Source organism: Bacillus pretiosus, from assembly GCF_052947655.1.
On sequence record NZ_CM129593.1, the window covers coordinates 2,659,078 to 2,678,965 of the forward strand.

The 19,888-nt window shown below is 33.4% G+C and carries 25 protein-coding genes; 5 read left to right on the forward strand and 20 right to left on the reverse strand.

Going from position 1 to position 19,888, the window contains the following annotated elements; translation table 11 throughout:
• Complete coding sequence (locus ACU8YW_RS13545) at nucleotides 1-1,170, reverse strand: ParM/StbA family protein (protein ID WP_000025617.1); 1,170 nt, start codon at nucleotides 1,168-1,170, stop codon at nucleotides 1-3.
• A 210-nt stretch (nucleotides 1,171-1,380) separates the two neighbouring features.
• On the opposite strand from ACU8YW_RS13545, the gene ACU8YW_RS13550 reads away from it, so the two are divergent.
• On the forward strand, nucleotides 1,381-1,782 hold the full coding sequence (locus ACU8YW_RS13550) for a hypothetical protein (RefSeq protein WP_426934268.1): 402 nt from the start codon (nucleotides 1,381-1,383) through the stop codon (nucleotides 1,780-1,782).
• Between the two features lie 44 nt (nucleotides 1,783-1,826).
• On the opposite strand, the gene ACU8YW_RS13555 is transcribed toward ACU8YW_RS13550, so the two are convergent.
• From ACU8YW_RS13555 to sleB, 7 genes are all read right to left on the reverse strand, one after another.
• A complete protein-coding gene (locus ACU8YW_RS13555; protein WP_087983901.1) occupies nucleotides 1,827-2,363 on the reverse strand; it encodes a DUF1697 domain-containing protein in 537 nt (178 codons plus the stop codon).
• A 1-nt stretch (nucleotide 2,364) separates the two neighbouring features.
• Complete coding sequence (locus ACU8YW_RS13560; RefSeq protein WP_088063658.1) at nucleotides 2,365-3,447, reverse strand: aromatic acid exporter family protein; 1,083 nt, start codon at nucleotides 3,445-3,447, stop codon at nucleotides 2,365-2,367.
• 108 nt (nucleotides 3,448-3,555) lie between these two features.
• Entirely contained in the window at nucleotides 3,556-4,053 is a 498-nt protein-coding gene (locus ACU8YW_RS13565) for a GNAT family N-acetyltransferase (RefSeq protein WP_340439063.1), read from the reverse strand.
• Nucleotides 4,054-4,079: 26 nt separating this feature from the next.
• Nucleotides 4,080-4,436: a hypothetical protein gene (locus ACU8YW_RS13570; protein WP_048547297.1), complete on the reverse strand. Its 357-nt coding sequence runs from the start codon at nucleotides 4,434-4,436 to the stop codon at nucleotides 4,080-4,082.
• Between the two features lie 107 nt (nucleotides 4,437-4,543).
• On the reverse strand, nucleotides 4,544-5,140 hold the full coding sequence (locus ACU8YW_RS13575; RefSeq protein ID WP_048547299.1) for a YhcN/YlaJ family sporulation lipoprotein: 597 nt from the start codon (nucleotides 5,138-5,140) through the stop codon (nucleotides 4,544-4,546).
• 26 nt (nucleotides 5,141-5,166) lie between these two features.
• Nucleotides 5,167-6,507, reverse strand: a complete 1,341-nt coding sequence (gene ypeB / locus ACU8YW_RS13580) for a germination protein YpeB (RefSeq protein ID WP_088063660.1) — start codon at nucleotides 6,505-6,507, stop codon at nucleotides 5,167-5,169.
• A 15-nt stretch (nucleotides 6,508-6,522) separates the two neighbouring features.
• A complete protein-coding gene (gene sleB / locus ACU8YW_RS13585; protein ID WP_048547302.1) occupies nucleotides 6,523-7,302 on the reverse strand; it encodes a spore cortex-lytic enzyme in 780 nt (259 codons plus the stop codon).
• A gap of 144 nt (nucleotides 7,303-7,446) precedes the next feature.
• Here sleB and ACU8YW_RS13590 point away from each other — a divergent pair, with 144 nt between their 5' ends.
• On the forward strand, nucleotides 7,447-7,779 hold the full coding sequence (locus ACU8YW_RS13590; protein WP_048547304.1) for a DUF3889 domain-containing protein: 333 nt from the start codon (nucleotides 7,447-7,449) through the stop codon (nucleotides 7,777-7,779).
• A 97-nt stretch (nucleotides 7,780-7,876) separates the two neighbouring features.
• Here the strand turns inward: ACU8YW_RS13590 and ACU8YW_RS13595 are convergent, their stop codons facing one another.
• The 4 genes from ACU8YW_RS13595 to kynU form a co-directional block, all read right to left on the reverse strand.
• The gene (locus ACU8YW_RS13595; RefSeq protein WP_426934267.1) at nucleotides 7,877-8,794 is read right to left on the reverse strand and encodes a serine hydrolase domain-containing protein; all 918 of its coding nucleotides are present in this window, start codon (nucleotides 8,792-8,794) and stop codon (nucleotides 7,877-7,879) included.
• Between the two features lie 117 nt (nucleotides 8,795-8,911).
• The gene (kynA, locus tag ACU8YW_RS13600) at nucleotides 8,912-9,751 is read right to left on the reverse strand and encodes a tryptophan 2,3-dioxygenase (RefSeq protein WP_087983895.1); all 840 of its coding nucleotides are present in this window, start codon (nucleotides 9,749-9,751) and stop codon (nucleotides 8,912-8,914) included.
• Nucleotides 9,752-9,783: 32 nt separating this feature from the next.
• Entirely contained in the window at nucleotides 9,784-10,413 is a 630-nt protein-coding gene (kynB, locus tag ACU8YW_RS13605) for an arylformamidase (protein ID WP_088608810.1), read from the reverse strand.
• A gap of 2 nt (nucleotides 10,414-10,415) precedes the next feature.
• Nucleotides 10,416-11,702, reverse strand: coding sequence for a kynureninase (kynU, locus tag ACU8YW_RS13610; RefSeq protein ID WP_149212824.1), 1,287 nt, complete (start codon nucleotides 11,700-11,702; stop codon nucleotides 10,416-10,418).
• Nucleotides 11,703-11,861: 159 nt separating this feature from the next.
• On the opposite strand from kynU, the gene ACU8YW_RS13615 reads away from it, so the two are divergent.
• Nucleotides 11,862-12,473 (forward strand): TetR/AcrR family transcriptional regulator, encoded by a 612-nt coding sequence (locus tag ACU8YW_RS13615; RefSeq protein WP_426934266.1) that lies wholly within the window; start codon nucleotides 11,862-11,864, stop codon nucleotides 12,471-12,473.
• 35 nt (nucleotides 12,474-12,508) lie between these two features.
• On the opposite strand, the gene ACU8YW_RS13620 is transcribed toward ACU8YW_RS13615, so the two are convergent.
• Nucleotides 12,509-12,946 (reverse strand): NUDIX hydrolase, encoded by a 438-nt coding sequence (locus ACU8YW_RS13620; RefSeq protein WP_060486742.1) that lies wholly within the window; start codon nucleotides 12,944-12,946, stop codon nucleotides 12,509-12,511.
• 92 nt (nucleotides 12,947-13,038) lie between these two features.
• Between ACU8YW_RS13620 and ACU8YW_RS13625 the strand changes: the two genes are divergently transcribed.
• Nucleotides 13,039-13,854 (forward strand): arylamine N-acetyltransferase, encoded by an 816-nt coding sequence (locus ACU8YW_RS13625; RefSeq protein ID WP_088122310.1) that lies wholly within the window; start codon nucleotides 13,039-13,041, stop codon nucleotides 13,852-13,854.
• On the opposite strand, the gene ACU8YW_RS13630 is transcribed toward ACU8YW_RS13625, so the two are convergent.
• The 6 genes from ACU8YW_RS13630 to ACU8YW_RS13655 all read right to left on the reverse strand — a co-directional run bounded on the left by ACU8YW_RS13630 (nucleotide 13,846) and on the right by ACU8YW_RS13655 (nucleotide 18,307).
• Nucleotides 13,846-14,085 carry a DUF3953 domain-containing protein gene (locus tag ACU8YW_RS13630; RefSeq protein ID WP_060486740.1) on the reverse strand — a complete coding sequence of 80 codons (240 nt, stop codon included), beginning with the start codon at nucleotides 14,083-14,085 and terminating at the stop codon, nucleotides 13,846-13,848. The genes ACU8YW_RS13625 and ACU8YW_RS13630 overlap by 9 nt on opposite strands.
• Before the next feature lie 21 nt (nucleotides 14,086-14,106).
• Nucleotides 14,107-14,352 (reverse strand): DUF3977 family protein, encoded by a 246-nt coding sequence (locus ACU8YW_RS13635; RefSeq protein ID WP_426934265.1) that lies wholly within the window; start codon nucleotides 14,350-14,352, stop codon nucleotides 14,107-14,109.
• 112 nt (nucleotides 14,353-14,464) lie between these two features.
• Nucleotides 14,465-16,315 carry a sigma-54-dependent Fis family transcriptional regulator gene (locus tag ACU8YW_RS13640; protein WP_426934264.1) on the reverse strand — a complete coding sequence of 617 codons (1,851 nt, stop codon included), beginning with the start codon at nucleotides 16,313-16,315 and terminating at the stop codon, nucleotides 14,465-14,467.
• A gap of 314 nt (nucleotides 16,316-16,629) precedes the next feature.
• The gene (locus tag ACU8YW_RS13645) at nucleotides 16,630-16,968 is read right to left on the reverse strand and encodes an NIPSNAP family protein (protein WP_098190802.1); all 339 of its coding nucleotides are present in this window, start codon (nucleotides 16,966-16,968) and stop codon (nucleotides 16,630-16,632) included.
• 4 nt (nucleotides 16,969-16,972) lie between these two features.
• On the reverse strand, nucleotides 16,973-17,524 hold the full coding sequence (locus ACU8YW_RS13650) for a GNAT family N-acetyltransferase (protein ID WP_088063670.1): 552 nt from the start codon (nucleotides 17,522-17,524) through the stop codon (nucleotides 16,973-16,975).
• Nucleotides 17,525-17,536: 12 nt separating this feature from the next.
• Nucleotides 17,537-18,307, reverse strand: coding sequence for a DeoR/GlpR family DNA-binding transcription regulator (locus ACU8YW_RS13655; RefSeq protein WP_426934263.1), 771 nt, complete (start codon nucleotides 18,305-18,307; stop codon nucleotides 17,537-17,539).
• Nucleotides 18,308-18,557: 250 nt separating this feature from the next.
• Between ACU8YW_RS13655 and ACU8YW_RS13660 the strand changes: the two genes are divergently transcribed.
• The gene (locus ACU8YW_RS13660) at nucleotides 18,558-19,046 is read left to right on the forward strand and encodes a hypothetical protein (protein ID WP_193673683.1); all 489 of its coding nucleotides are present in this window, start codon (nucleotides 18,558-18,560) and stop codon (nucleotides 19,044-19,046) included.
• 44 nt (nucleotides 19,047-19,090) lie between these two features.
• On the opposite strand, the gene ACU8YW_RS13665 is transcribed toward ACU8YW_RS13660, so the two are convergent.
• Nucleotides 19,091-19,747 carry a DUF4085 family protein gene (locus ACU8YW_RS13665; RefSeq protein ID WP_426934262.1) on the reverse strand — a complete coding sequence of 219 codons (657 nt, stop codon included), beginning with the start codon at nucleotides 19,745-19,747 and terminating at the stop codon, nucleotides 19,091-19,093.
• Nucleotides 19,748-19,888: the final 141 nt, after the last annotated feature.

Below are 19,888 nucleotides of genomic sequence, written 5' to 3' on the forward strand. Positions count from 1 at the left end.
CTAACTTATCGTTAAGTTTGTAAATCCTAACTCTTTTTGCTTATGCTCTCTATATTTTGGCGAACAAGTGTAGACTAATAATCCACGTGCATTTGTAAATAATGGATTATCTACAAAGATTACATTTGTTAGTCGTCCTTTTTGTTTTAAAATCATTTTTAAACTGTTTTTAATAATTACTGCGCCCCCGCCATAAATAAATACGTATGGATCGTCTTTCATGTCATCAATTTTGTTTATGATATCTGTTGCGACACGCGCTGCTAAACCTAATAATGCTGGTTGTGATTCTTCAACTAGTAACGCATTTCTTGGGTGCTTTTCATTTAAATAAATTTGGTTAAACTCTGTAATACTATCAATCGTCTTTGTTGGATACTTCCGATTCCATCTTGTAATAATTTGTAGTAACGTTTCTTTCACACCGTATGATAAGCCCTTACTTAGTTGTGGTCTAAAGTTCACACCTAGTGAAACTACTTCTTCTGTCGTCCCTGCACCAATATCAAAAGACAATAAAGTTTTATCAACAAAATCAATTTCTGAAACTTGATTTTGTTCACATTCTATTTTATGTTTCACTACATTTCCTTCTTCATCATATACAATGCCCCACGTACCAGAAGCGCCCTCAGGTAGGCATTTACAATATTCGATTGAAATATTAATTGTCACATCACGTCCGTTTGGATAATGGAACACAACCTTATGATTGCCCATATAACGTTTCGCATTTTCCGCAGCTATTTCTTGTGTAATAAGCTGCATAGGAAGAGCAACAGATAAATCATAACGAATATTAATATGACTAGAAGTTGGACTTTGACGCATAGCACTTACTGCTAAACCAGATAGAATTGTAATAACCATTAACTCATCAGTTGACTTATTTGATTTCTTCTCAACCTCAGTGCCTTTTAATTGATCTTGAATGACTTTTTCCCCAACGATATACCGCACGTTATTTAACATTAGCGATGGAGAACTAATGGTCACGTCAATGTGATTTTCTAATTCAGATAATGAAACATCACTCTCATCTAACAATCCTGTAGGCTCTCCTATATATAAAGAATATATACTCGGAATAAAAATAGGGTCTTGCCCTTTCACCATTAACTTCAAACCGTTATTTCCTGCATCAGCACCAGCTTTTAATAGAATAGACATAACTACCCCCTAAATTAATCTGACATCCCTTCCAAATATATGCGAGCCCATTCTTTTACATTCAAATGTAATGTAATTTTTTATTAATCATAAAAACAAAATATCATGTTCTTGCACCATTTGTGTAAAAAGTATTTGACATAAAATTTTTCCAATTTTATACTATAGATGTAAAGAGTTTTTTACAACTATGGAGGTGTCATTTCTAATATGAATCGCAAAAATTACATTTTACTAACAATCGTTTTATCGTTACTTGGAGTACTTATACATGGAGTCTATAAATACATCTCTGAAGGTGCGATTTTAGGTGGAACAATCTTCGCAAGTGCAATAATAATTAGCTACCTCATCAATCATATTACGTGGGGAGATCCAAACGGAGTATCGGAAGAAAGCCAAGATGAAAAGGGACAGCAAATACAATATAAAAGTTTTAAAATTGCTTATTTTGTACTTATATGTCTTATGTTTTTTGTTTTACTATTATCAGAAGGATTTGCATTCCTATTACTCGATGAAATAAAGAATCTTCCTCTTTTTATCGCCCTTTGTTCTTCATACTTTATTTATCCTATCGTCGAACTTATAGTCGCAAAACAATATAAATAAAAAGGTGAGATTTTCTATATACAGAAAATCTCACCTTTTTATATTTATATACCCTCAACTATCGCTTTTAATTTATTCACAGTCCGCCAATTTCTTACTGTAGCTGGTGTATGTAACTTCTGAAACTGGTTCATTAATTTAGAATTTCGAATGCTATTTTTGAAAAATAAATACACAACTTTTTCATGAATATAGCAATCTTCAGTCTCATTTTTTTGCATAAGCAGCTGATCTTTTTCTTTTTCAGAAAGTTCGTTTGCTAAGAAAGCAACATGTATACTTTCACCTTCTAGCAATGAATCGGCTTCATAGGGGCATCTTTTTATCATATTTATAAATTCCTCATGTGTTCTTAACATGACTGGAACATCAAAACCAAAAACGTTTTTAATTTCCGATTGTATTCGTTTATTTAAAAAATCAACATCATTTTCAGATTCGAACACGATATTACCGCTTTGAATATATGTTTTTACTTGTTTTAACTCTATTGATTCAAACATTTGTTTTAAATCCGCCATTTTGATTACCTTATGCCCGCCTACATTGATTCCTCTTAGTAATGTAATATAAATTGTCATATCAATCCTCCCCATTTAAATGAGCCGAACAATTGAGTTGATTTTCACTCTCATATTTCTCGGATATTTGTTTTAATTCCTCTAACATATCATGTATAGATAATACCTCAAACAAAATGATAGATTCGCTTGAAAAGTGATGATGATATTGATTTGGTTTACAATGTCCTAAATCATTTTTATAATCCCAAAATTTTTTGTCTAATTCATCAATCAGTTTAAAATGTTCTTCATCTATTTCATTACAATTATTTCTTAATATAGAAATTACAGAATGAACCGTTCGCTGTAATATCTCTTTTTTATTTTGTGACCAGTCCCATGTTTCAATTGGTGCTCGAGCTAAATTATCTATATGGTAAATAATTTGCTGCAATATATGGAGTTGCTTCTGCATGGCTAAAAAGCTTCTCATTTCCTTCTTTGTATGTCGATGATATTTCCAATCTTTTTGCTCATATTGAACAAATTGTACCGCTTTATGTAATGATAAATTTAAACTAGATAGATTATGAGTTGTCTCTTTCTTTATAACTTTCCCTTCAATTAATGCATTAAGCCATTCCTCCATAATATTTGCTGTTTTAACAAATAGCTCCTCTGTACATCCCGAAATGGTTTTAAGGTAGTGTGGTGGCAAAATGAAAAAATTCACTAAAGTAGATACTATAATACCAGTAGATGTAGTAGCTAATCGAATTAAAAATGCAGTGAAATAATGATCTGCCGTAATAGGGATCATTGCAACAGCAGTTAATGTTGCGACTAACGTTCCCGCATGTAACTTTAGTTTTTGACATGTAACGATTGTAAACATCGCTGCTAACGCATAAGAAAGAGCCTGATGACCTAGGGAAAATGTGAAAGTCATTGCATACGCCGATCCAATTGTTGAAGCTGGAAAACGAATTAGCCCTTTTTTTATAGAATCCGTTGCAGTTGGCTCAATCGTTACAATAGCCGTGATGACAGCAAAAATAGTGGGTATATTGAAAAATTCACAAACTAGAACTGTAAGAAAAACTGCTATTCCGGTTTTTATCACCCTTCCTCCAACAATATTCCATTTTCTAACTTGATTCATTTTGTATTTCCTTCATTTCTATTTCATTTATATATATATTCTACATTATATATCGTACTAAATAAAAAACTTACTACTTTGTTATGCAAGAGTAAGTTTTTCTTCTCGTTATTTCATGATAGGTAAATGCATTATAATTTGTTGACCAATTGGTCCCATTCTTCTAAAGCCTTTATCTTGGAAGCCGACTTTTTCATATAAATTTTGTGCAGGAATATTTTTTTCATTCACAGCAAGTACAACCTCATTTTTTATCGGGAAATAACGTTTTACAAACTCTTGTAATAATGCCAATGATTTTTTAGCATATCCTTTTCTTTGTCTATTGTGATTTATAGAAAACGAAGTTAAAAGTAAAGCATCTTGATTGTCTGTGAACTCCTGTACTCTATCCCCTGTTTGCAGTGCGAAAAGACCAACAGGTACCCCATTGTAATCTAAAATAACAATCACATTTTTTGTTCGATCACTTTTTGCTTTCTCCAATAATTCACCTGGATCTGATGTGAATTGAACTTGTTCACTTGGTAAAGTAAATGTTTGTATAACTTCTTTATACTTCTCCTTATACGGAACTAATCGAATTTCCCCTGTATGTATGTTCATGCTAAACTCTCCCATTTTTCAACTTATTAACTTAAACCTTGCTGCGCTTTTGAATGCACTTTTCCATCTAAAAAGGTAATTTCAACTAATGAAGTTGGATCGCTTCCCTTCCATGAAAAAATTTGTTTAATTTGTGTAGAATCTTCTACACCTTCTTCTATAAGTAAATTACCATCAAAACCAATTACATCTTTCACTTCAATATAAGTCATTCCTTCATTTATATTCGAGAAATGATTTATATTGATAGACTCTTTCTTCTCACTTTCCAACACAGTAGAAGAAGTCGCTGTTTGTTTTTTTACTTCTTTCTTCTGTTCACACGCTGTCATACTGAAACCTAAGCATAAACTACATACTATTAATGCGCTTTTTTTCATCATAACAGTTGTCCCTCCCACCATAATTAAACCATATATTCCCTTAAAAATAAACTGAATATTAAATATTATATTGAAAAATCCCCGTACAATTAAGTACGGGGTTAACTTTATTTATTCAAATGATTATTTGATTGGTCATTCTGTTCTTTTCTTAGTTCTTGTTCTTCATCTTTTGGTAATTGTTTATCATTATCTTTAATTGGATTCGTTTCTCGATTTTCAATCATGTCATTTGGAACTTGTGGCATTACTCGGCCAACAATTGCTGCTAACTCATCAAGTATACCTTCACCTGTTTTTCCTTTTTTAATTTGCTTTCCAATTTGTTTGAGTCGTTCATACGTATCAACATCCGCTACAACGACTGCATTAGCACCATCCGGATCGTTTTTTAAACTTTCTGCTACAGAGTATTTAATGGACTCCACGCGAGTTCGATCGAGTTTCGCTTTTACATCAATACCTACAATAGCATATTTCCCCACAACTACCGCTGTTGCATCATTCACACCTGGCACACTTGCGGCTAAAGATGCTAAATGGTCCGCCGCTTTTTCATTTGGCTTATTTGGTTTGTTTGTATAATTAACATTTTTCGTCGAAACATTTTTTTGCTCTGGTTTTTCGTTTGGATTGTCCTTTTTTCCAATACTGCATCCTGTTATAAAAAAGCAAAGCATCAACATATATATTAAGATCTTCATTATTCTCACCACTTTACTATTAAAGTTTAATCATAAATTTTTTCAACAGCTTGCATTTTCTTCACTTTTTCCTCTGCTCCGCTATTTGCATTAATGAAAATTTGGTACGTATCTTTCCCTAAAGTACCTACAAATTCATAGCAAAGTACTTCATTATGCAAATCATTTACAACTACGGCTTTACGTTCTTCCATAACTTTAACATCTGGATTAATTTTCTTTCTTGCTTCTGCTGCAGTTAGCTTTGCTGAGGGAACTGTTCGTTTTTGGTGTGATGCTAAATATTCTTTTGCAGAAAAACCAACGATAGAACCATCATCTAAAGCAATTTTCATTTGAATTGCTTCTGGATAAATTCGTACGCCATTCTCATTTACTACATACGTAAATACACCAACGTTATCATATTGTGAGCTATCAAAAAGCTCCATATTATTAAACTTGTGGTCCTTTAAAAATTTCAAACCTTTACTTCCTGCATCGTTTAAACTAATTTTCTGTTCTTTAATTTCTCGGTTATTCATAACCCAAATTGGATATCCGCCTTTTCCGGTAATATCCATATAAAACTCATTATTCGTTGCTGGATCTTTAATTTTCACACTATAGAAAGATTCTTTCGCACCTTTTCCGCTTTTCTCAACATCTACTTTTTCATTTCCTTTTAAATTCAAAAATGATTTTGCGATTTTCGCCGCTTCATCTTTAGAAATTGCTTTTCCTTCTGCTTCAAATCCGCCTTTTTTATTTTTTTGCGCACTAGTAAAGGTCGGTCCGAAGTTTGTAGACGAATACGATGTTACGTTTTTCTCTACTGTTTTTAATCCATCAATAATTGTATTGTCTGCAGGATCATGATTTGATGCGAGTGCCATCTCAACATCCATCCAGCGTAAATTATTTTTCAAAACAAGATGTTGTACTTTTCTTAGTTCATCTTGTATATTGCCTGCATTTGAATATAAAGTTTCCAACGTTTTGTATTCTTGATCATTTAACGGCTCTTTTTCTAAATCACGAATGGCTGCACGGTAACTAAAATCACCGATATTTGCTAAAAATTCTTCCGTTTTATTAAAAGGCATTAATGTTAAAGGCAGTTGTCCTACATCCGAACGAGCTACAGATGTTATTCTCCATACGTCTGCTAATGCAGGTGATAAAGATGCACGTGAATTCATCGCGAGCGTTGTTCCAATTTTGTCGTGCAATAAATCAACCTCATATGCTAAATCATGAAACGCACGTTGATAGCTATTTTCTGCTCGAATTAATACTGCATTCTTCTCTTGATGTTCTTTGTAGCCCCAATATCCTGTTCCAACTACACCGACTGTTAATAATACGATTATAATACCTCGTAACATAGTTCCACCTCCGCTCTATTTACAGAAAATATGTTTCCCGATCTTTTTAATTTGTGGACGAGTCCAAATCCATTTACTTGTTGCGGTATCTGGATTGAAATAGTACAATGCATTTCCTGTTGGATCCCATCCATTAACTGCATCTAATACAGCTTTTTTCGCTGTTTCATTTGGCGTTAAATATATTTGTCCGTCTGCTACCGCTGTAAATGCTCTTGGCTCAAAGATTACACCCGAAACGGTATTTGGGAATGATGCACTTGTAACTCGATTCAAAATAACCGCAGCTACTGCAACTTGCCCTAAGTATGGTTCACCACGAGATTCTCCATATACTGCGTTTGCCATAAGCTGAATGTCATTTTGAGAATAACCATTTGGAACATTTGTCCCTTTATTTTGAGATGGTTTATTTTCTTGTGCAGTACCACCACTATTTCCTTTATTCGTTGTCGTTCCTTTATTAGCTGTTGACTTGTCATACTTCGTTGCTTTTACTAGCATTTGCTTCGTTTTAGCTCCAGCTAAACCATCAACAGGTAATCCGAATTTCTCTTGAAAATTTCGAAGTGCCCAGTATGTACCCCATCCGAAAACACCATCCACTTTTCCCGTATAAAATCCGTTATATTTCAAACGAGATTGCAGTTCAATGACATCTTCGCCAGATGCTCCTCTTTGAATGACTTGATTAGAAAAAGCTTCAACATTTTTTAGTTGTATACTACTTACCATCAAAGATAGTCCTATGAATGCAAGTAAAATTGCTATTTTAAAAATAGCTTTTTGACGCATGATTTTCCCTCCTTAATTACGGAAATGATTTCTTGGTTATGTTTTGTAAAAGCCTCGCTTTTATGTAAAGAAGACAAAAAAATCCAAACTCATATCGTTGAAAAAATATGTAAACAATATAAAAAAATATAAAAGGAGTTCATCATGAAAAAATTGTTAAAGCGTATCGCACTCGTCATTTTGTTCATAACTACATGTTCAAATATATATACTGTCCCATCAATTGTTCATGCGCAGCCTCCGTATGCCAAATGGGGGAAACTTGCTGTAGAAAAGACGAAAGAACAATACCCAAAAGCGGAGATTATTGATTACCTTCATATAGGTAGAAAACCGAAAACCGTTCAAATAACGGTTGAAAAATTTAAATTGTGGCTACGTGAAGATGGAAAAGAATATGGTGTTTTTGTTGATGTAGAATTTGAAACGAAGACAGATAAATTTATAAAGATGACATTTCAGAAGACGAGTAGATAAAATGAAAGAACCCGTACTGTTTATATTTTAAACAGTGCGGGTTCTTTCATTTCTATAATCCATTCCTAAATTTACACCTTTCAAACATTCTCTCTTCTTATATAAACTTATAATGCTCCTGTACATGCTCAATAAACAATTTCAATGGAACAAGTCCACGTTTTGGCATATGACTACTTATTACAGCAACAAGTTCTAACTGTGGAATGATAATGATGTATTGTCCGCCATATCCCATAGCAAAATACATACAATACGGTATGTGAAATCTTTCGTTATTCAAAACCCACCAGTGATATCCATAAGCCCCCACATGTTCATACGTTTCAAATAGAGCTTTACTAGATTCTTCTAACCATTTCGATGATACAATTTCATTCCCTTGCCAATATCCATTCTGCAAACATAATATTCCGAGCTTTAATAAATCTTTAGATTTCATTTTCATACCGAAACCGCCGACATGTATGCCTTGCGGATCTTGTTGCCACTCATATTCGGTAATTTCTAATGGATCAAATAAATATCTTTTCGCAAACTGCTCTGTCGACATTCCGGTAACTTCTTGAACAATATAGCTAAGCAAGTGAGAAGACCCTGAGTTATAATTCATTTTTGTAGCTGGTTCTTCCATTATTGGTTTTTCTAATATATACTGCACCCAGTTTTCCGATTCTACAAAATCATTTGGGAACACTACTCCATTTCCGAACTCTTTCCAATCCTCACCTGTAGTCATCGTTAATAAATGATAAAGAGTCAAATCCCGCTTTTCATTAGATACATTTTCAATCCACTCTATAATCGGTGTATGTATATCATTTATATATCCTTTATCAATTGCAATACCAATTAATATAGATACAATGCTTTTTGTAATCGAGTTTATTTTATATAAATTACTTGCACATTCTATCGTTTTATAATATTCATTGGTTAGCTCACCTTTTTGATAAACGAGAAATGTATTTACTTTTTTCTTTTCAAATTTATTTTCTAGTTGCTTGAAATCCAAAACTTTACCTCCAATTAAATCATTACCTTATTTATTATATCTTGTAGCTTTAATTAAAACATAAATGTGTTCAAATAAAAAACAAACCTGCCAGTAATAAACTGACAGGTTTGTTTTTTATAATTTCGTACGAACATTCCAAAGCTCTGGGAAGAAACATTGATCAAGTACTCGTTTTAAATACGATACACCAGAAGATCCGCCTGTTCCCATTTTATGACCAATAATACGTTCTACCGTTTTCATATGACGGAAACGCCATTGTTGTAGCCAATCTTCGATATCAATTAATTTTTCAGCAAGCTGATATAAGTTCCAATATTTTTTCACATCGGCATACACTTCTATCCATGCTGCTTCTACTGTTGCGTCTTCTTCATAAGGCTGCGTAATATCACGATTTAACACATCTTTATGAATAGGGAATCCTTCTTTTACAAGTGCTTGAATTGCCACATCATACAAACTTGGTGCGTGTAGTGCTGTATGAAGTCGAGCGTGTAATTCTGGATCTTTTTCATAAATTTTTAATGCGTGCGGCGTTTTATAGCCAAGCGCATACTCAATCATACGATATTGATACGATTGAAAACCTGAAGCTTGACCGAGTGAGTCACGAAACTCAATGTACTCTGATGGTGTTAATGTCGCAAGAATATCCCAAGATTGAATAATTTGCGACTGAATTTTTGATACACGTGCTAACATTTTAAAAGCTGGTTGTAATTTATCTTGTTTAATAGATTCAATCGCTGCGTTTAACTCATGTAAAATAAGCTTCATCCAAAGTTCACTTGCTTGGTGAATCACGATGAATAACATTTCATCATGATGATCTGATAATCTCTTTTGAGAAGATAGTAAACTATCTAATTGTAAATACTCCCCGTACGTCATATTCTCTTTAAAATCCGTATGAATTCCTTTTTCCATAATTACCTTTTCGTTTTCTTTCATATTAGCCAAACGCCCCTTTTATGTAATTCTACTTATATTGGTCTAATAACTGCTCGAACTGGACTTCCATCTGCATCTGTTAAGGCAAGTGGTAATGCGATTAATTCATAATCGCCGTCTGCTACATGATCTAGTACGACATTTTCTAAAATGTGTATACCATGTTTAAACAATTGGTGATGCGCTGCCAATTCTTTATCGTCTAATGGATCTACTGATGGTACATCTACCCCAATTAAACGAATTCCCTTTTCAGAAAGAAATGGTGCGATATCAGCACGTAAATGCGGAATTACATTCGGGAATTCATTCGCTTTACCATGTGAAGATGTGCGTAACAACAAGCGTTCTATACCTTCTAAATGAAAGGTTTCTAATTCCTTTTTCCCAATGCTTTCAAGATTAGAAACATCAATGATCCGCGCTGGACCGACATAAACTTGAACATCTAAATCTATTACTTTCTTTCCATCATTATCAAAATGAAACGGTGCGTCAATATGAGTACCTGTATGAATACTCATCGTTAACTTTCCGACATTTACTGAGCCACTCTCTTCTTTTGACCATGAAACTTCATACGAGAACGGTGTATCACCTGGCCAAGTAGCAATATCATTATTTAGCGGTTGTGAAATATCAATCCACTCTGAAGCTTTCATACTTATGCCACAACCTCTCGCTTATTTTCAAACTGCTTATACTCTTCATCTTTCATAATTTTCTTTAATATTTGTACAGATTTCCACACTTCTTCGTATGTGTTATATAAAGCGACCGGCGCAAGTCTTACTCCATTAGGTGCACGGAAATCAGGGATAACTCCATTTGCTTTTAACGCTTTACATATGCGTGCTGCTTCTGCATGTTCTAAATAAATGTGCCCGCCTCGTTTTTCATCCTCTAATGGATTTCCAATTGTAAATCCGTAATCTTTTAATTCATAATCAATTAAATCCAGCATGTATCTTGTAATATGTAGCGATTTTTCACGTAAACGTTCTATACCAGCATCTTTAAATATTTCAAGAGAACCAATTAAAGGTGCAGTACTTAATACGTGCGGTGTACCAATTTGATAAGCACCTGCATGATCAGCAGCTGTTAATGTATGTTCCATATCAAACTGCTTATCTTTTCTAGAACTAAACCAACCTGATAATCCTGGAAGTCTATTAAAATGCTTTTTATTTACATAAAGGCCCGCAACTCCACCAGGTCCTGCATTTAAATATTTATAATTACACCAAATGGCGAAATCAACATCCCATTCTTTGAAATGATGCGGAATAGAACCGATTGAATGACATAAATCAAATCCAATATGAATACCACGCTCATGAGCTTCCGCTGTTAAACGTTTCATATCAAGAATTTGTCCACTTCTATATAGTACAGAAGGCAATAAAATTAACGCGATATCATCTGTCATTGCTTGAATAATATCATCTTCAGAAAGTGTTCTACCGTCTCGGCTCTTCACTCTTACTAAATGCTCATCTGGATCTAGACCCTTTAAACGAATTTGACTTTGAAGTGCATATATATCTGACGGAAATGTTAATTCATCAGCAAGAATTTTTGTACGTATTCCTTTCGGCTCATAAAACGTCGCAATTACTTGGTGAATATTCGTCGTTGTGGAACCGGTTACAATTGTTTCTTCCGGTAAAGCTCCAATAAGAGGCGCAGTCAATTCACCTAATTTCTCCGAAAGGAAAAACCACGGATACTCTCCTTCAGTCCAGCCGTCAATTCCATACTCCTTCCATGAATCGAGCAACGTAAGTAATGATTTCTCTGCTCTTTTTGAAAGTAGCCCTAATGAGTTTCCATCTAAATATATCGTTCCTTCTTTTTTATAGAATTCAGTTTGAAAATCTTTCAGTTCATCATGTTTATCACATTCAAGCGCATATTCATAATTCGGTTGAAATGGTTCTTTATACATGGTGTCACCTTCTTTTAATTTTCTTTTTATTCTAACTAATTGAAATATATCACCTTAGTTGATATAACGTCAATGATATTATGTCAGTTGACTTTATATATGAATTCCTTTTACAATACAGTTATATTTTCAGATATTTCAGTATAAAGAGGTGGTTCTTTGAAAAACAGTACTCTTTCATCAAGAAAACACCGCTCCTTAGAAACAAAGAAGAAACTATTACACGCTGGTTACACTATTTTTATACGTAACGGATTTCAAAAAACGACTATTACACAAATTATTAAACATGCAGAAACTGGTTATGGAACGGCATATGTATACTTTAAAAACAAAGATGATCTCCTTATCGTTTTAATGGAAGATGTCATGAATCAATTTTATGATATTGCTGAGCGCTCCTTTTCCCCTCAAACGAAAGAAGAAGCACATAAAATGATTCAAAATCAAGTTAGAGCATTCCTACAACTAGCAGAAAAAGAACGAGCTATATTACAAGTTGTGCAGGAAGCAATTGGATTATCAAAAGAGATACGTCAAAAATGGGACGAGATACGGGAACGCTTTATAAACAGTATTACGCAGGATATTACATACTCTCAAGAAGGTGGATTAGCACCGCCTGAATTAAATAAAGAAATTGTAGCACGTGCTTGGTTCGCAATGAATGAGATGTTTCTTTGGACGATTGTAAAAAATGATAAAAAATTAGAGTTAGAAGAGATAGTACATACATTGACGGAAATGTATACGACGGGGTTATATAAATAGCACACCTTCAATAAATAAGGTGTGCTATTTTACATTTATAAAAATATTTTATCTGGGTATGGTAACGCTAAAGGTGGCTTTTCAGATAAAGAGAAATATTGTAGTTTTAAAGATTCACCATCTATTGATCTTAACTTGCCACTAGTAACTTCACACTCAAACACAACAACAATATATTCTACTTCATCACCATTCGGATATGTATAGCGGTACTCTTCTCCTCCAAATACTCCTTTTTGTTTTTTTACTTGCACTTTCAATCCTGTTTCTTCCCAAACTTCCCGAACTACTGCTTCTTCTGGAGTTTCCCCAAGTTCAATTGCTCCAGCTGGCAAACTCCAGTATTCCCCGCCAGGATATTGAAACAAAATATCTCCTTGCCCATTTTTTATAACAGCAGCTACACTCGGCACAAAAATTAGTTTATGGCCTAATTGCTCCCGGATTTTATTATAATATAGCGACATCGACATATAATTCTCCCCCATTACATTAATAACTTTATTTTCTGATATTTATTGTATAATACTCTTAATACTAACTTCTATATAGAAAGGGGAAGAAAATGTCGTCAGAAAAACTAGTAAATGAATTTCTATCATTTTTAGATACTACAAAACAGCCTACTAGCTTAAAGTTTTTGAATGAGCTTATTAAAGCTCATCAAGAAAAAGTAAAGTGGGAAACTCTTACTAAAATAATTTACTGGGAAAAAGGTAATGAAACAGGTCATTATTTTCCTTCCATTGAGACATACATAAACCGTATTACAACAAAAGGTCTGGGCGGTACTTGTTGGACGCACTCGATTGGATTCCATTGGCTATTATCAAATCTTGGTTTTGATGTTCATTATATGTATATGGACCCCGGACATTTATGCTTACGAGTTAACTTAGACAAACCTTATTATGTCGATGTTGGTTACTGTGCGCCTTTATTTCAGGCTTACGCATTTTATGAATCATTTCAAGTAAGTAATGTAAGAGAAATTTTTACTTATGAAGTCTCAAATAATAGTATTGAAATTACTAGAGATCCAGGTCCATCAAAAATCTTACATACAGAGCCAATACATTTAGAAAGTATGAAAGAACTTATTACTAAGTCTAATAATTGGCGTACATCTCCTATTTTAAATAAGATTCAAACATTCGGTTATATCGATGGTATTCCAACTTCTATTAATGATAATGTTTTAAAACGATATTTCCAAGGTAAGAAAAGAGAACATAACCTTACCTCTTCTGAACTTACTTATTGGATAACAGAAAGATTTTGTATTGATAAAGAAATGTACCAAACAGCAACTACTATTTTTAATGAGAAAACTTCAAAAAATAAGCTGTTACTCAACATGTTAAGTAACAGCTTATTTTAAATATTTCATTAACGATACAGCAATACAAAATAGCGATGTAAGTAAAAGTAACAGCCCCATATCCTTATTCCCTTTTTCCCCCTTCTTAACGTTTTGTATCCCCATACCAGCTAGCATAAAACTTAACAATAATTGCAAAATAAGCATACTTTGCTTCGAATCATCATTCCAACTGTAAATAGAATAGCCCATTACAATAATAGCGAGTATAAATGTGGTAATTCTAATTATAAAAACACCCCCTATTTGATTCTATTGTGTTAACCTACTTACAATCCCAACAATAAACTTATACTCATCTCTACTTTTTCTTACTTTCTTAAACCCTTCTTTCGTATCAAAAATAAAACACGTTTTCCGAAACCAAATCCGTACATATAAAGACTCAAAGTAAATAGGTTTTATAATTCCTCTTTCCTCAAATTCAGTTCCATCTTTATTTTCAGTTTCTGTTCGAACGAACCACCTATTTCCGATGCCAATTTCAATATACTTCACATAAGTTCCCCTTTCGGAAATTAATTTTCAACTATTCAATTATTTCCCCGGTAAGCGCACATTCCGACAGAACATGAGCTCACAAAGAAAAAGTAGATTACAAAAATCTACTTTATAGCTTATATTTTTGCATTCGCTTATAGAATGTACTTCGAGGTACATCTAAAAGTTTTGCAGCTAATGAAACATTTCCATTCGTCTTTTCTAACGCTTCAATCATACTATCACGCTGTATTTTTTCACGAAAATTTAATGTATGTTCTGTTTTATTTTCTGTTTGCAATGCAAGTTGATGTTGATTTCCCATCATTGTTTGTAATAAAAAAGAGATTTGTTTTTCGCATATTTCGCGACCTTGCGACAAAATGTAAATCCGTTCTAATACATTTAATAATTCCCGAATATTTCCGGGCCATGTATGCTGTGAAAATTGATTACAAATACTCTTTGGGAATACAACATTCCAATTCTTTCGTTCACAAAAATCTTGTATGAAGTACGGAATATCCTCTTTTCTTTCTATTAACGATGGAACATATAGCGGATAAACATGTAACCGATAATATAAATCTTGACGGAATTTCCCTTCTTCTACTAATCGCAGTAAATCTTTATGTGTCGCTGTAATAATACGAATATTTACTGGTACTTCTTTTGAACTGCCAATCGGGGTTACTGTTCGTTCTTGTAAAACACGCAATAATGCTACTTGCATCTCCGGCGGCACTTCACCAATTTCATCTAAAAATATTGTTCCACCGTCTGCTTGTTCGAATTTCCCTTTATATCCTTGGCGCCGCGCACCTGTAAACGCACCTTCAGCATAACCGAATAATTCACTTTCCATTAATTCTTTCGGCAACGAACCACAATTAACAGCTATAAAAGGGCCATTTTTTCTTGGACTATTTTCATGAATCGCTCTCGCTACATATTCTTTCCCTACACCTGTTTCACCACAAACATATACACTAGCGTCAGTTGGAGATACAAGCTTAATTTCTTCTAAAGTATGTTGAAATGCATTGCTTGTCCCTATAACTCCTGGGAAAGTAATTCCGTTTATAAATGGGGAAGCTGAAAATAAATTTCCTTGTTTATTTTCCTGTACATAAATACATTTCCCGATCATTCTATCATTACTATATACTGGTACTTCTAATTTAGGCTTCAATCCATGTTGCATTAAATCTTCAAGTTTCATTCGTGACCAATTAGAAACACGTTCTCGAACCTTTTTGCTTGCGGAAACGATAACATCACGATGATTACAAATGACAACTTGTTCATCACTGTCAATTACATCTAAAAAACGATGGATTAAATGTAGTTCATTTTGATGCACTCGAATACTACATTCACGTTCAATCGCATGTGCAATTGAAGTTACCATCCCGAGCATATACGGATGTGAAAATTCAATTGGACAGGAGAAATCTAGAACACCAATTAATTTCCCATCATCGTTATGAATCGGAGCGGCCGCACAACTCCAGCTATGAGATGCGACAGAATAATGCTCTGTACCACTTATCATAATAGCCTCTTCAATCTGTAACGCGGTTCCTATCGCATTTGTACCAACAGCTGCTTCCGTCCATTTCACACCCTCAATGAAGTTAATATGTTTTGCTCGTTTTAACGTTTGTTGATTTCCGCTTAACGATAGAACGTAACCGTCTGGATCAATTAATAATGCCATCATTTGCAGTTCATCAATGGTTTTCCTCATATTTTGTAATTGAGGTATTGCTATATCAAGGAAGATTTCACTCTTTTTCTTTTGATCTTGAAAAATATTAGAAGACAAAATTTTCTGACCTTTATTCATATGAGGATTCACATTTGCTTGTTTACATCGATGCCATGACTCTGAAATTCTTTCGTTCATACGGTTCGAATCAAGGACTCCTTCATCAATAAACTTTTTCCATGTATGTAAGTAAAACGGTGAAGCTAACATTGTATCATCTCCCTATTCATTATTTTGGAGATCTGTAAAAACATACTTTTATTATAAAACCGAATAAAAGCGTTTTCAATAAAACTAGAAAGACGACACAAATATGTTAATAATTTGAATATCTTAATGCGCTTCTTTATTCTTTTTTAGTAAAACTATATTTTGTATAATAGACGCAAAGAAAATACATAACCAAAACCACTTTTGTGGATTGCCGTTTATAAAGAAAACTATCAACGCTATTGCAAATAAAGTAGTGGATGCTAAACTAAAATATAATTTTGTTTTAATTCCCACTATCCCTCACTCCTCTATCACTTTACAGTACATATTAACTCTTCATTTTTTAACTCTAATATGTACTTCTGTAAAACATATTCTCTTCCGCCATGTTTTTCATACCAATCCTGTATTCTTTTAACATGCATCTCGTCACTTCTAATTTTTGATTCAATGTCTTTATACTGTTCATAACTGTCATATTCCCATATGGCGAATATTTCTGTTGTACCATCATTATTATCTTTCATCCAGCGTCCTATTAGCCTGGAACCATGCTTTAACTGGTTAGGTAAGTTTGTGTTAGTAAAATGCTCATTAAATATTTCTACAAATTCATTTTTTACTATATAGTACTTTCTTCTGTAAAACATCCCACTACACCTCTTTTATGAATCTTCCCATTACAACCGTATTATAATACTTCCCATCCGACAGCTTTTTGTCATTTTTCAAAATACCTTCTACTTCAAAACCTAATTTTTTATAAAGTTGAATAGCTTTTTCATTTGTCTCTAGCACTTGTAATGATATCTTTTTCACTTCATTTTCATCAGCCCACTGAATAGATTGTTGCAAGAGACTCTTACCGATTCTATATCCCCAAAACTCTCTTAAAATACAAACACCAAATTCTACCTTATGGGATAATCTCTTCAAATTTGATCCTTCACATCTTGAAAATCCTACGATTTGGTTGTGCACTTCTGCAACTAAAAACAGATTCTTTATCTCTTCACTATCTGTTTTTATTATTTTTTGAAACCCTATCTTATTTATAAATCCCTCTCCAGCTTCTCTATCCATATTTTCAGTTTCGCCATCGATCTGAACTCTAATTTCTGATAACTGCTCAGCATCCGTTTCAGATGCAGAACGAATTGTATAAGTTAATCCATTTATATGAAACTCTTGTCCTTTTATAATCATTACAAACTCCTTTTAAATGCAGTCTATTGATGCGATTATAATTTCTTTACCCTGTTTCTCAAATTGTTGAATCGTTTCTTTACTAGCTTCTTCATCTGTTATTATAAGGTCAATTTCTATCAGTGACTCTCCTTTTATAAAGCAGTCTCTTCCAAGTTTCTTATGAGGAGCTAAACAAATATTTCTTCTAGCAATTTTACTTACTCTTTTTCCAAAATAAGCAACTTCCGGAGTTGCAGTACTTATACCGTTCAATGAAATGCCACCACCTGTAGAGAAATAGAGATCAATAGATAATCTACTTATCATTTCAGTGGCAAGTGTATCTGTCATATTCCCTGATGGTTTCACCTTTCCACCAATTAAGTATGTATCAATGTTCTTATATTCCCGTAAGGTACTAGCAATTTCTAAAGCATTCGTAATCACTGTAAATGACATTTCAGGTAAGTATTTTAACATGGCATAATGAATAGAAGCCCCACCAATAAAAACGGAATCACCTTCTTGTATGTAGGATACAGCAACTTTCGCAATCGCATCTTCCTCTATTGAAATATCACGATAACGTTTCGTTGGTTCGGCAGCTAAGTTTCTCACTCGCGTCAGTTCGATTGCACCTCCGTGCGTTCTTTTTAACAAGCCATCCTTCTCCATAATAGATAAATCTCTTCTTATCGAATCAATAGACATATCGAAACTTTCCGCAAGATCTTTAGCAATTACCCTTCCATCTTTCTTAAGTAACTCCAAAATTTTCTCTCTACGCTCTTCAGTAAACATATACCCACCGCCGTTATTGAAGATTCTGAAATCTCATCCTTATTTTAATTATATGCATGTCTCTTCCGTTTTACAATATTTTCAATTCTTATTCACTCCGTTTTATTCAGCTTTTCCCCTCTTTCTATTCCGTTAACTTCAGAACGAAATAAATGTATATTTGTATATTCCACAAACATACTTCCATTTAACTTCCTATTGATGTAAAATTATTCCTATGTTTTACTTTTTAACACAGAAAGGAATTATTATGAAATCTATAATTAAAGTAACTTGTACAGCATTATTATTTACAGGACTAATGGCAGGATGTAATGGGAATACTGCACCGAAACAAGAAAAGAGCGCTCTTGAAAAGGATGCAATGCACTATGGGGAAATAGTTAAAAATGAATACTATAGAGCAACTGTTGAAAATGCTAAATTCGAAAAAATAGACCAAGAGTGGCGTCTCACAGCTCGAGTTACTATAAATAATGCTCGTACTGACGGACAAACGATAGATCTTTCAGAAATAAAATATTTCATAAAAGATGAAAAAACGGGTGAAAAATACGAAGGTGAAGTTATACAAAATGAAAATGCTAAAAAGGTTCCTTCTGAGTTTTCTTTAACTACCGACATTGTATTTAATATGAAATCTTCTCCAAAAGATTTAAATAATATGTATTTATTCATAGATAGTAAAGCTGCGCCGTTAACAGATACATATTGGAAACTTGATAATTTAGCATCTTAATAAAAAACAGTCATATAAGACTGTTTTTTTATTTATAAAGTTTACTAGTTACTTATCTCAAGCAGTACGTCTTTTGCACAAATCGTCACTTCTTCAAATGGACAATCGAATAAAACACCCAATTCGAACCCTTCATTCGTAAGATCTATTTCATGACATAACCACCATGCACCTTCAAAATCTTCCGGAATAGAACATTTCGTTACCCCTATAAAAGTTACTTGCAGTTTATCAAATTCACTGAACGTGCCGCTGCAATCCAAAGTAATAATTAGCGTATCTTTTGATAATCTCTCTACTGATTTGACTACACTGTCATGTAGTGAGTATTCATGTAGTTTAACGACGTTCTGCGCGAGCTTTTCTTTTATAATATTATAATTATCTATACAAGCTTGTTCTAAATCATTCATTCTTTTCTCATAATCTTCAGTCCACTCAAGCATAAGTTTCTTTAACTTTTCCGATGGGTATTCTGAATTAATTGTATTGTCATGAATATATGGATGTAATGACTTAGGGAGAAACTTTAATAAATCTTCTTTCTTTTCTTCCACGTCTTCTCTTAAACTTTGCTTATAATCTATTCCTACCTTTTCGCTCTCTCGTAACATCTCTTCCCATTCTTCTACTGTTTCTGGGAAAATTAAAAATCCAGACACTTGCATTTCTTTATACCAATCTTTATTGAAATACTTCAAAGGCTTTCCTCCTAAAACATTTTAACATCCAACAAAAGCAATATATCTATTTATTATATCATTCCAATAACTATTTTTTCTAAAGAAAAAATGCAAAACTATAAATATTCCGCCTTTTATTTCTAAAACTTCAGAATATTT

Bases quoted from the DNA above. Each gene is read 5' to 3' on its own strand.
- ACU8YW_RS13645 (WP_098190802.1), bottom strand. From the start codon at position 16,968: ATGTTTTACAGAAGAAAGTACTATATAGTAAAAAATGAATTTGTAGAA.
- kynB (WP_088608810.1), bottom strand. From the start codon at position 10,413: ATGAAAGCTTCAGAGTGGATTGATATTTCACAACCGCTAAATAATGAT.
- ACU8YW_RS13620 (WP_060486742.1), bottom strand. From the start codon at position 12,946: ATGTCGATGTCGCTATATTATAATAAAATCCGGGAGCAATTAGGCCAT.
- ACU8YW_RS13590 (WP_048547304.1), top strand. From the start codon at position 7,447: ATGAAAAAATTGTTAAAGCGTATCGCACTCGTCATTTTGTTCATAACT.
- ACU8YW_RS13625 (WP_088122310.1), top strand. From the start codon at position 13,039: ATGTCGTCAGAAAAACTAGTAAATGAATTTCTATCATTTTTAGATACT.
- ACU8YW_RS13555 (WP_087983901.1), bottom strand. From the start codon at position 2,363: ATGACAATTTATATTACATTACTAAGAGGAATCAATGTAGGCGGGCAT.
- kynU (WP_149212824.1), bottom strand. From the start codon at position 11,702: ATGTATAAAGAACCATTTCAACCGAATTATGAATATGCGCTTGAATGT.
- ACU8YW_RS13640 (WP_426934264.1), bottom strand. From the start codon at position 16,315: ATGTTAGCTTCACCGTTTTACTTACATACATGGAAAAAGTTTATTGAT.
- ACU8YW_RS13570 (WP_048547297.1), bottom strand. From the start codon at position 4,436: ATGATGAAAAAAAGCGCATTAATAGTATGTAGTTTATGCTTAGGTTTC.
- sleB (WP_048547302.1), bottom strand. From the start codon at position 7,302: ATGCGTCAAAAAGCTATTTTTAAAATAGCAATTTTACTTGCATTCATA.
- ACU8YW_RS13565 (WP_340439063.1), bottom strand. From the start codon at position 4,053: ATGAACATACATACAGGGGAAATTCGATTAGTTCCGTATAAGGAGAAG.
- ACU8YW_RS13575 (WP_048547299.1), bottom strand. From the start codon at position 5,140: ATGAAGATCTTAATATATATGTTGATGCTTTGCTTTTTTATAACAGGA.
- ACU8YW_RS13560 (WP_088063658.1), bottom strand. From the start codon at position 3,447: ATGAATCAAGTTAGAAAATGGAATATTGTTGGAGGAAGGGTGATAAAA.
- ACU8YW_RS13655 (WP_426934263.1), bottom strand. From the start codon at position 18,307: ATGTTTACTGAAGAGCGTAGAGAGAAAATTTTGGAGTTACTTAAGAAA.
- ACU8YW_RS13660 (WP_193673683.1), top strand. From the start codon at position 18,558: ATGAAATCTATAATTAAAGTAACTTGTACAGCATTATTATTTACAGGA.
- ypeB (WP_088063660.1), bottom strand. From the start codon at position 6,507: ATGTTACGAGGTATTATAATCGTATTATTAACAGTCGGTGTAGTTGGA.
- ACU8YW_RS13550 (WP_426934268.1), top strand. From the start codon at position 1,381: ATGAATCGCAAAAATTACATTTTACTAACAATCGTTTTATCGTTACTT.
- ACU8YW_RS13545 (WP_000025617.1), bottom strand. From the start codon at position 1,170: ATGTCTATTCTATTAAAAGCTGGTGCTGATGCAGGAAATAACGGTTTG.
- kynA (WP_087983895.1), bottom strand. From the start codon at position 9,751: ATGAAAGAAAACGAAAAGGTAATTATGGAAAAAGGAATTCATACGGAT.
- ACU8YW_RS13650 (WP_088063670.1), bottom strand. From the start codon at position 17,524: ATGATTATAAAAGGACAAGAGTTTCATATAAATGGATTAACTTATACA.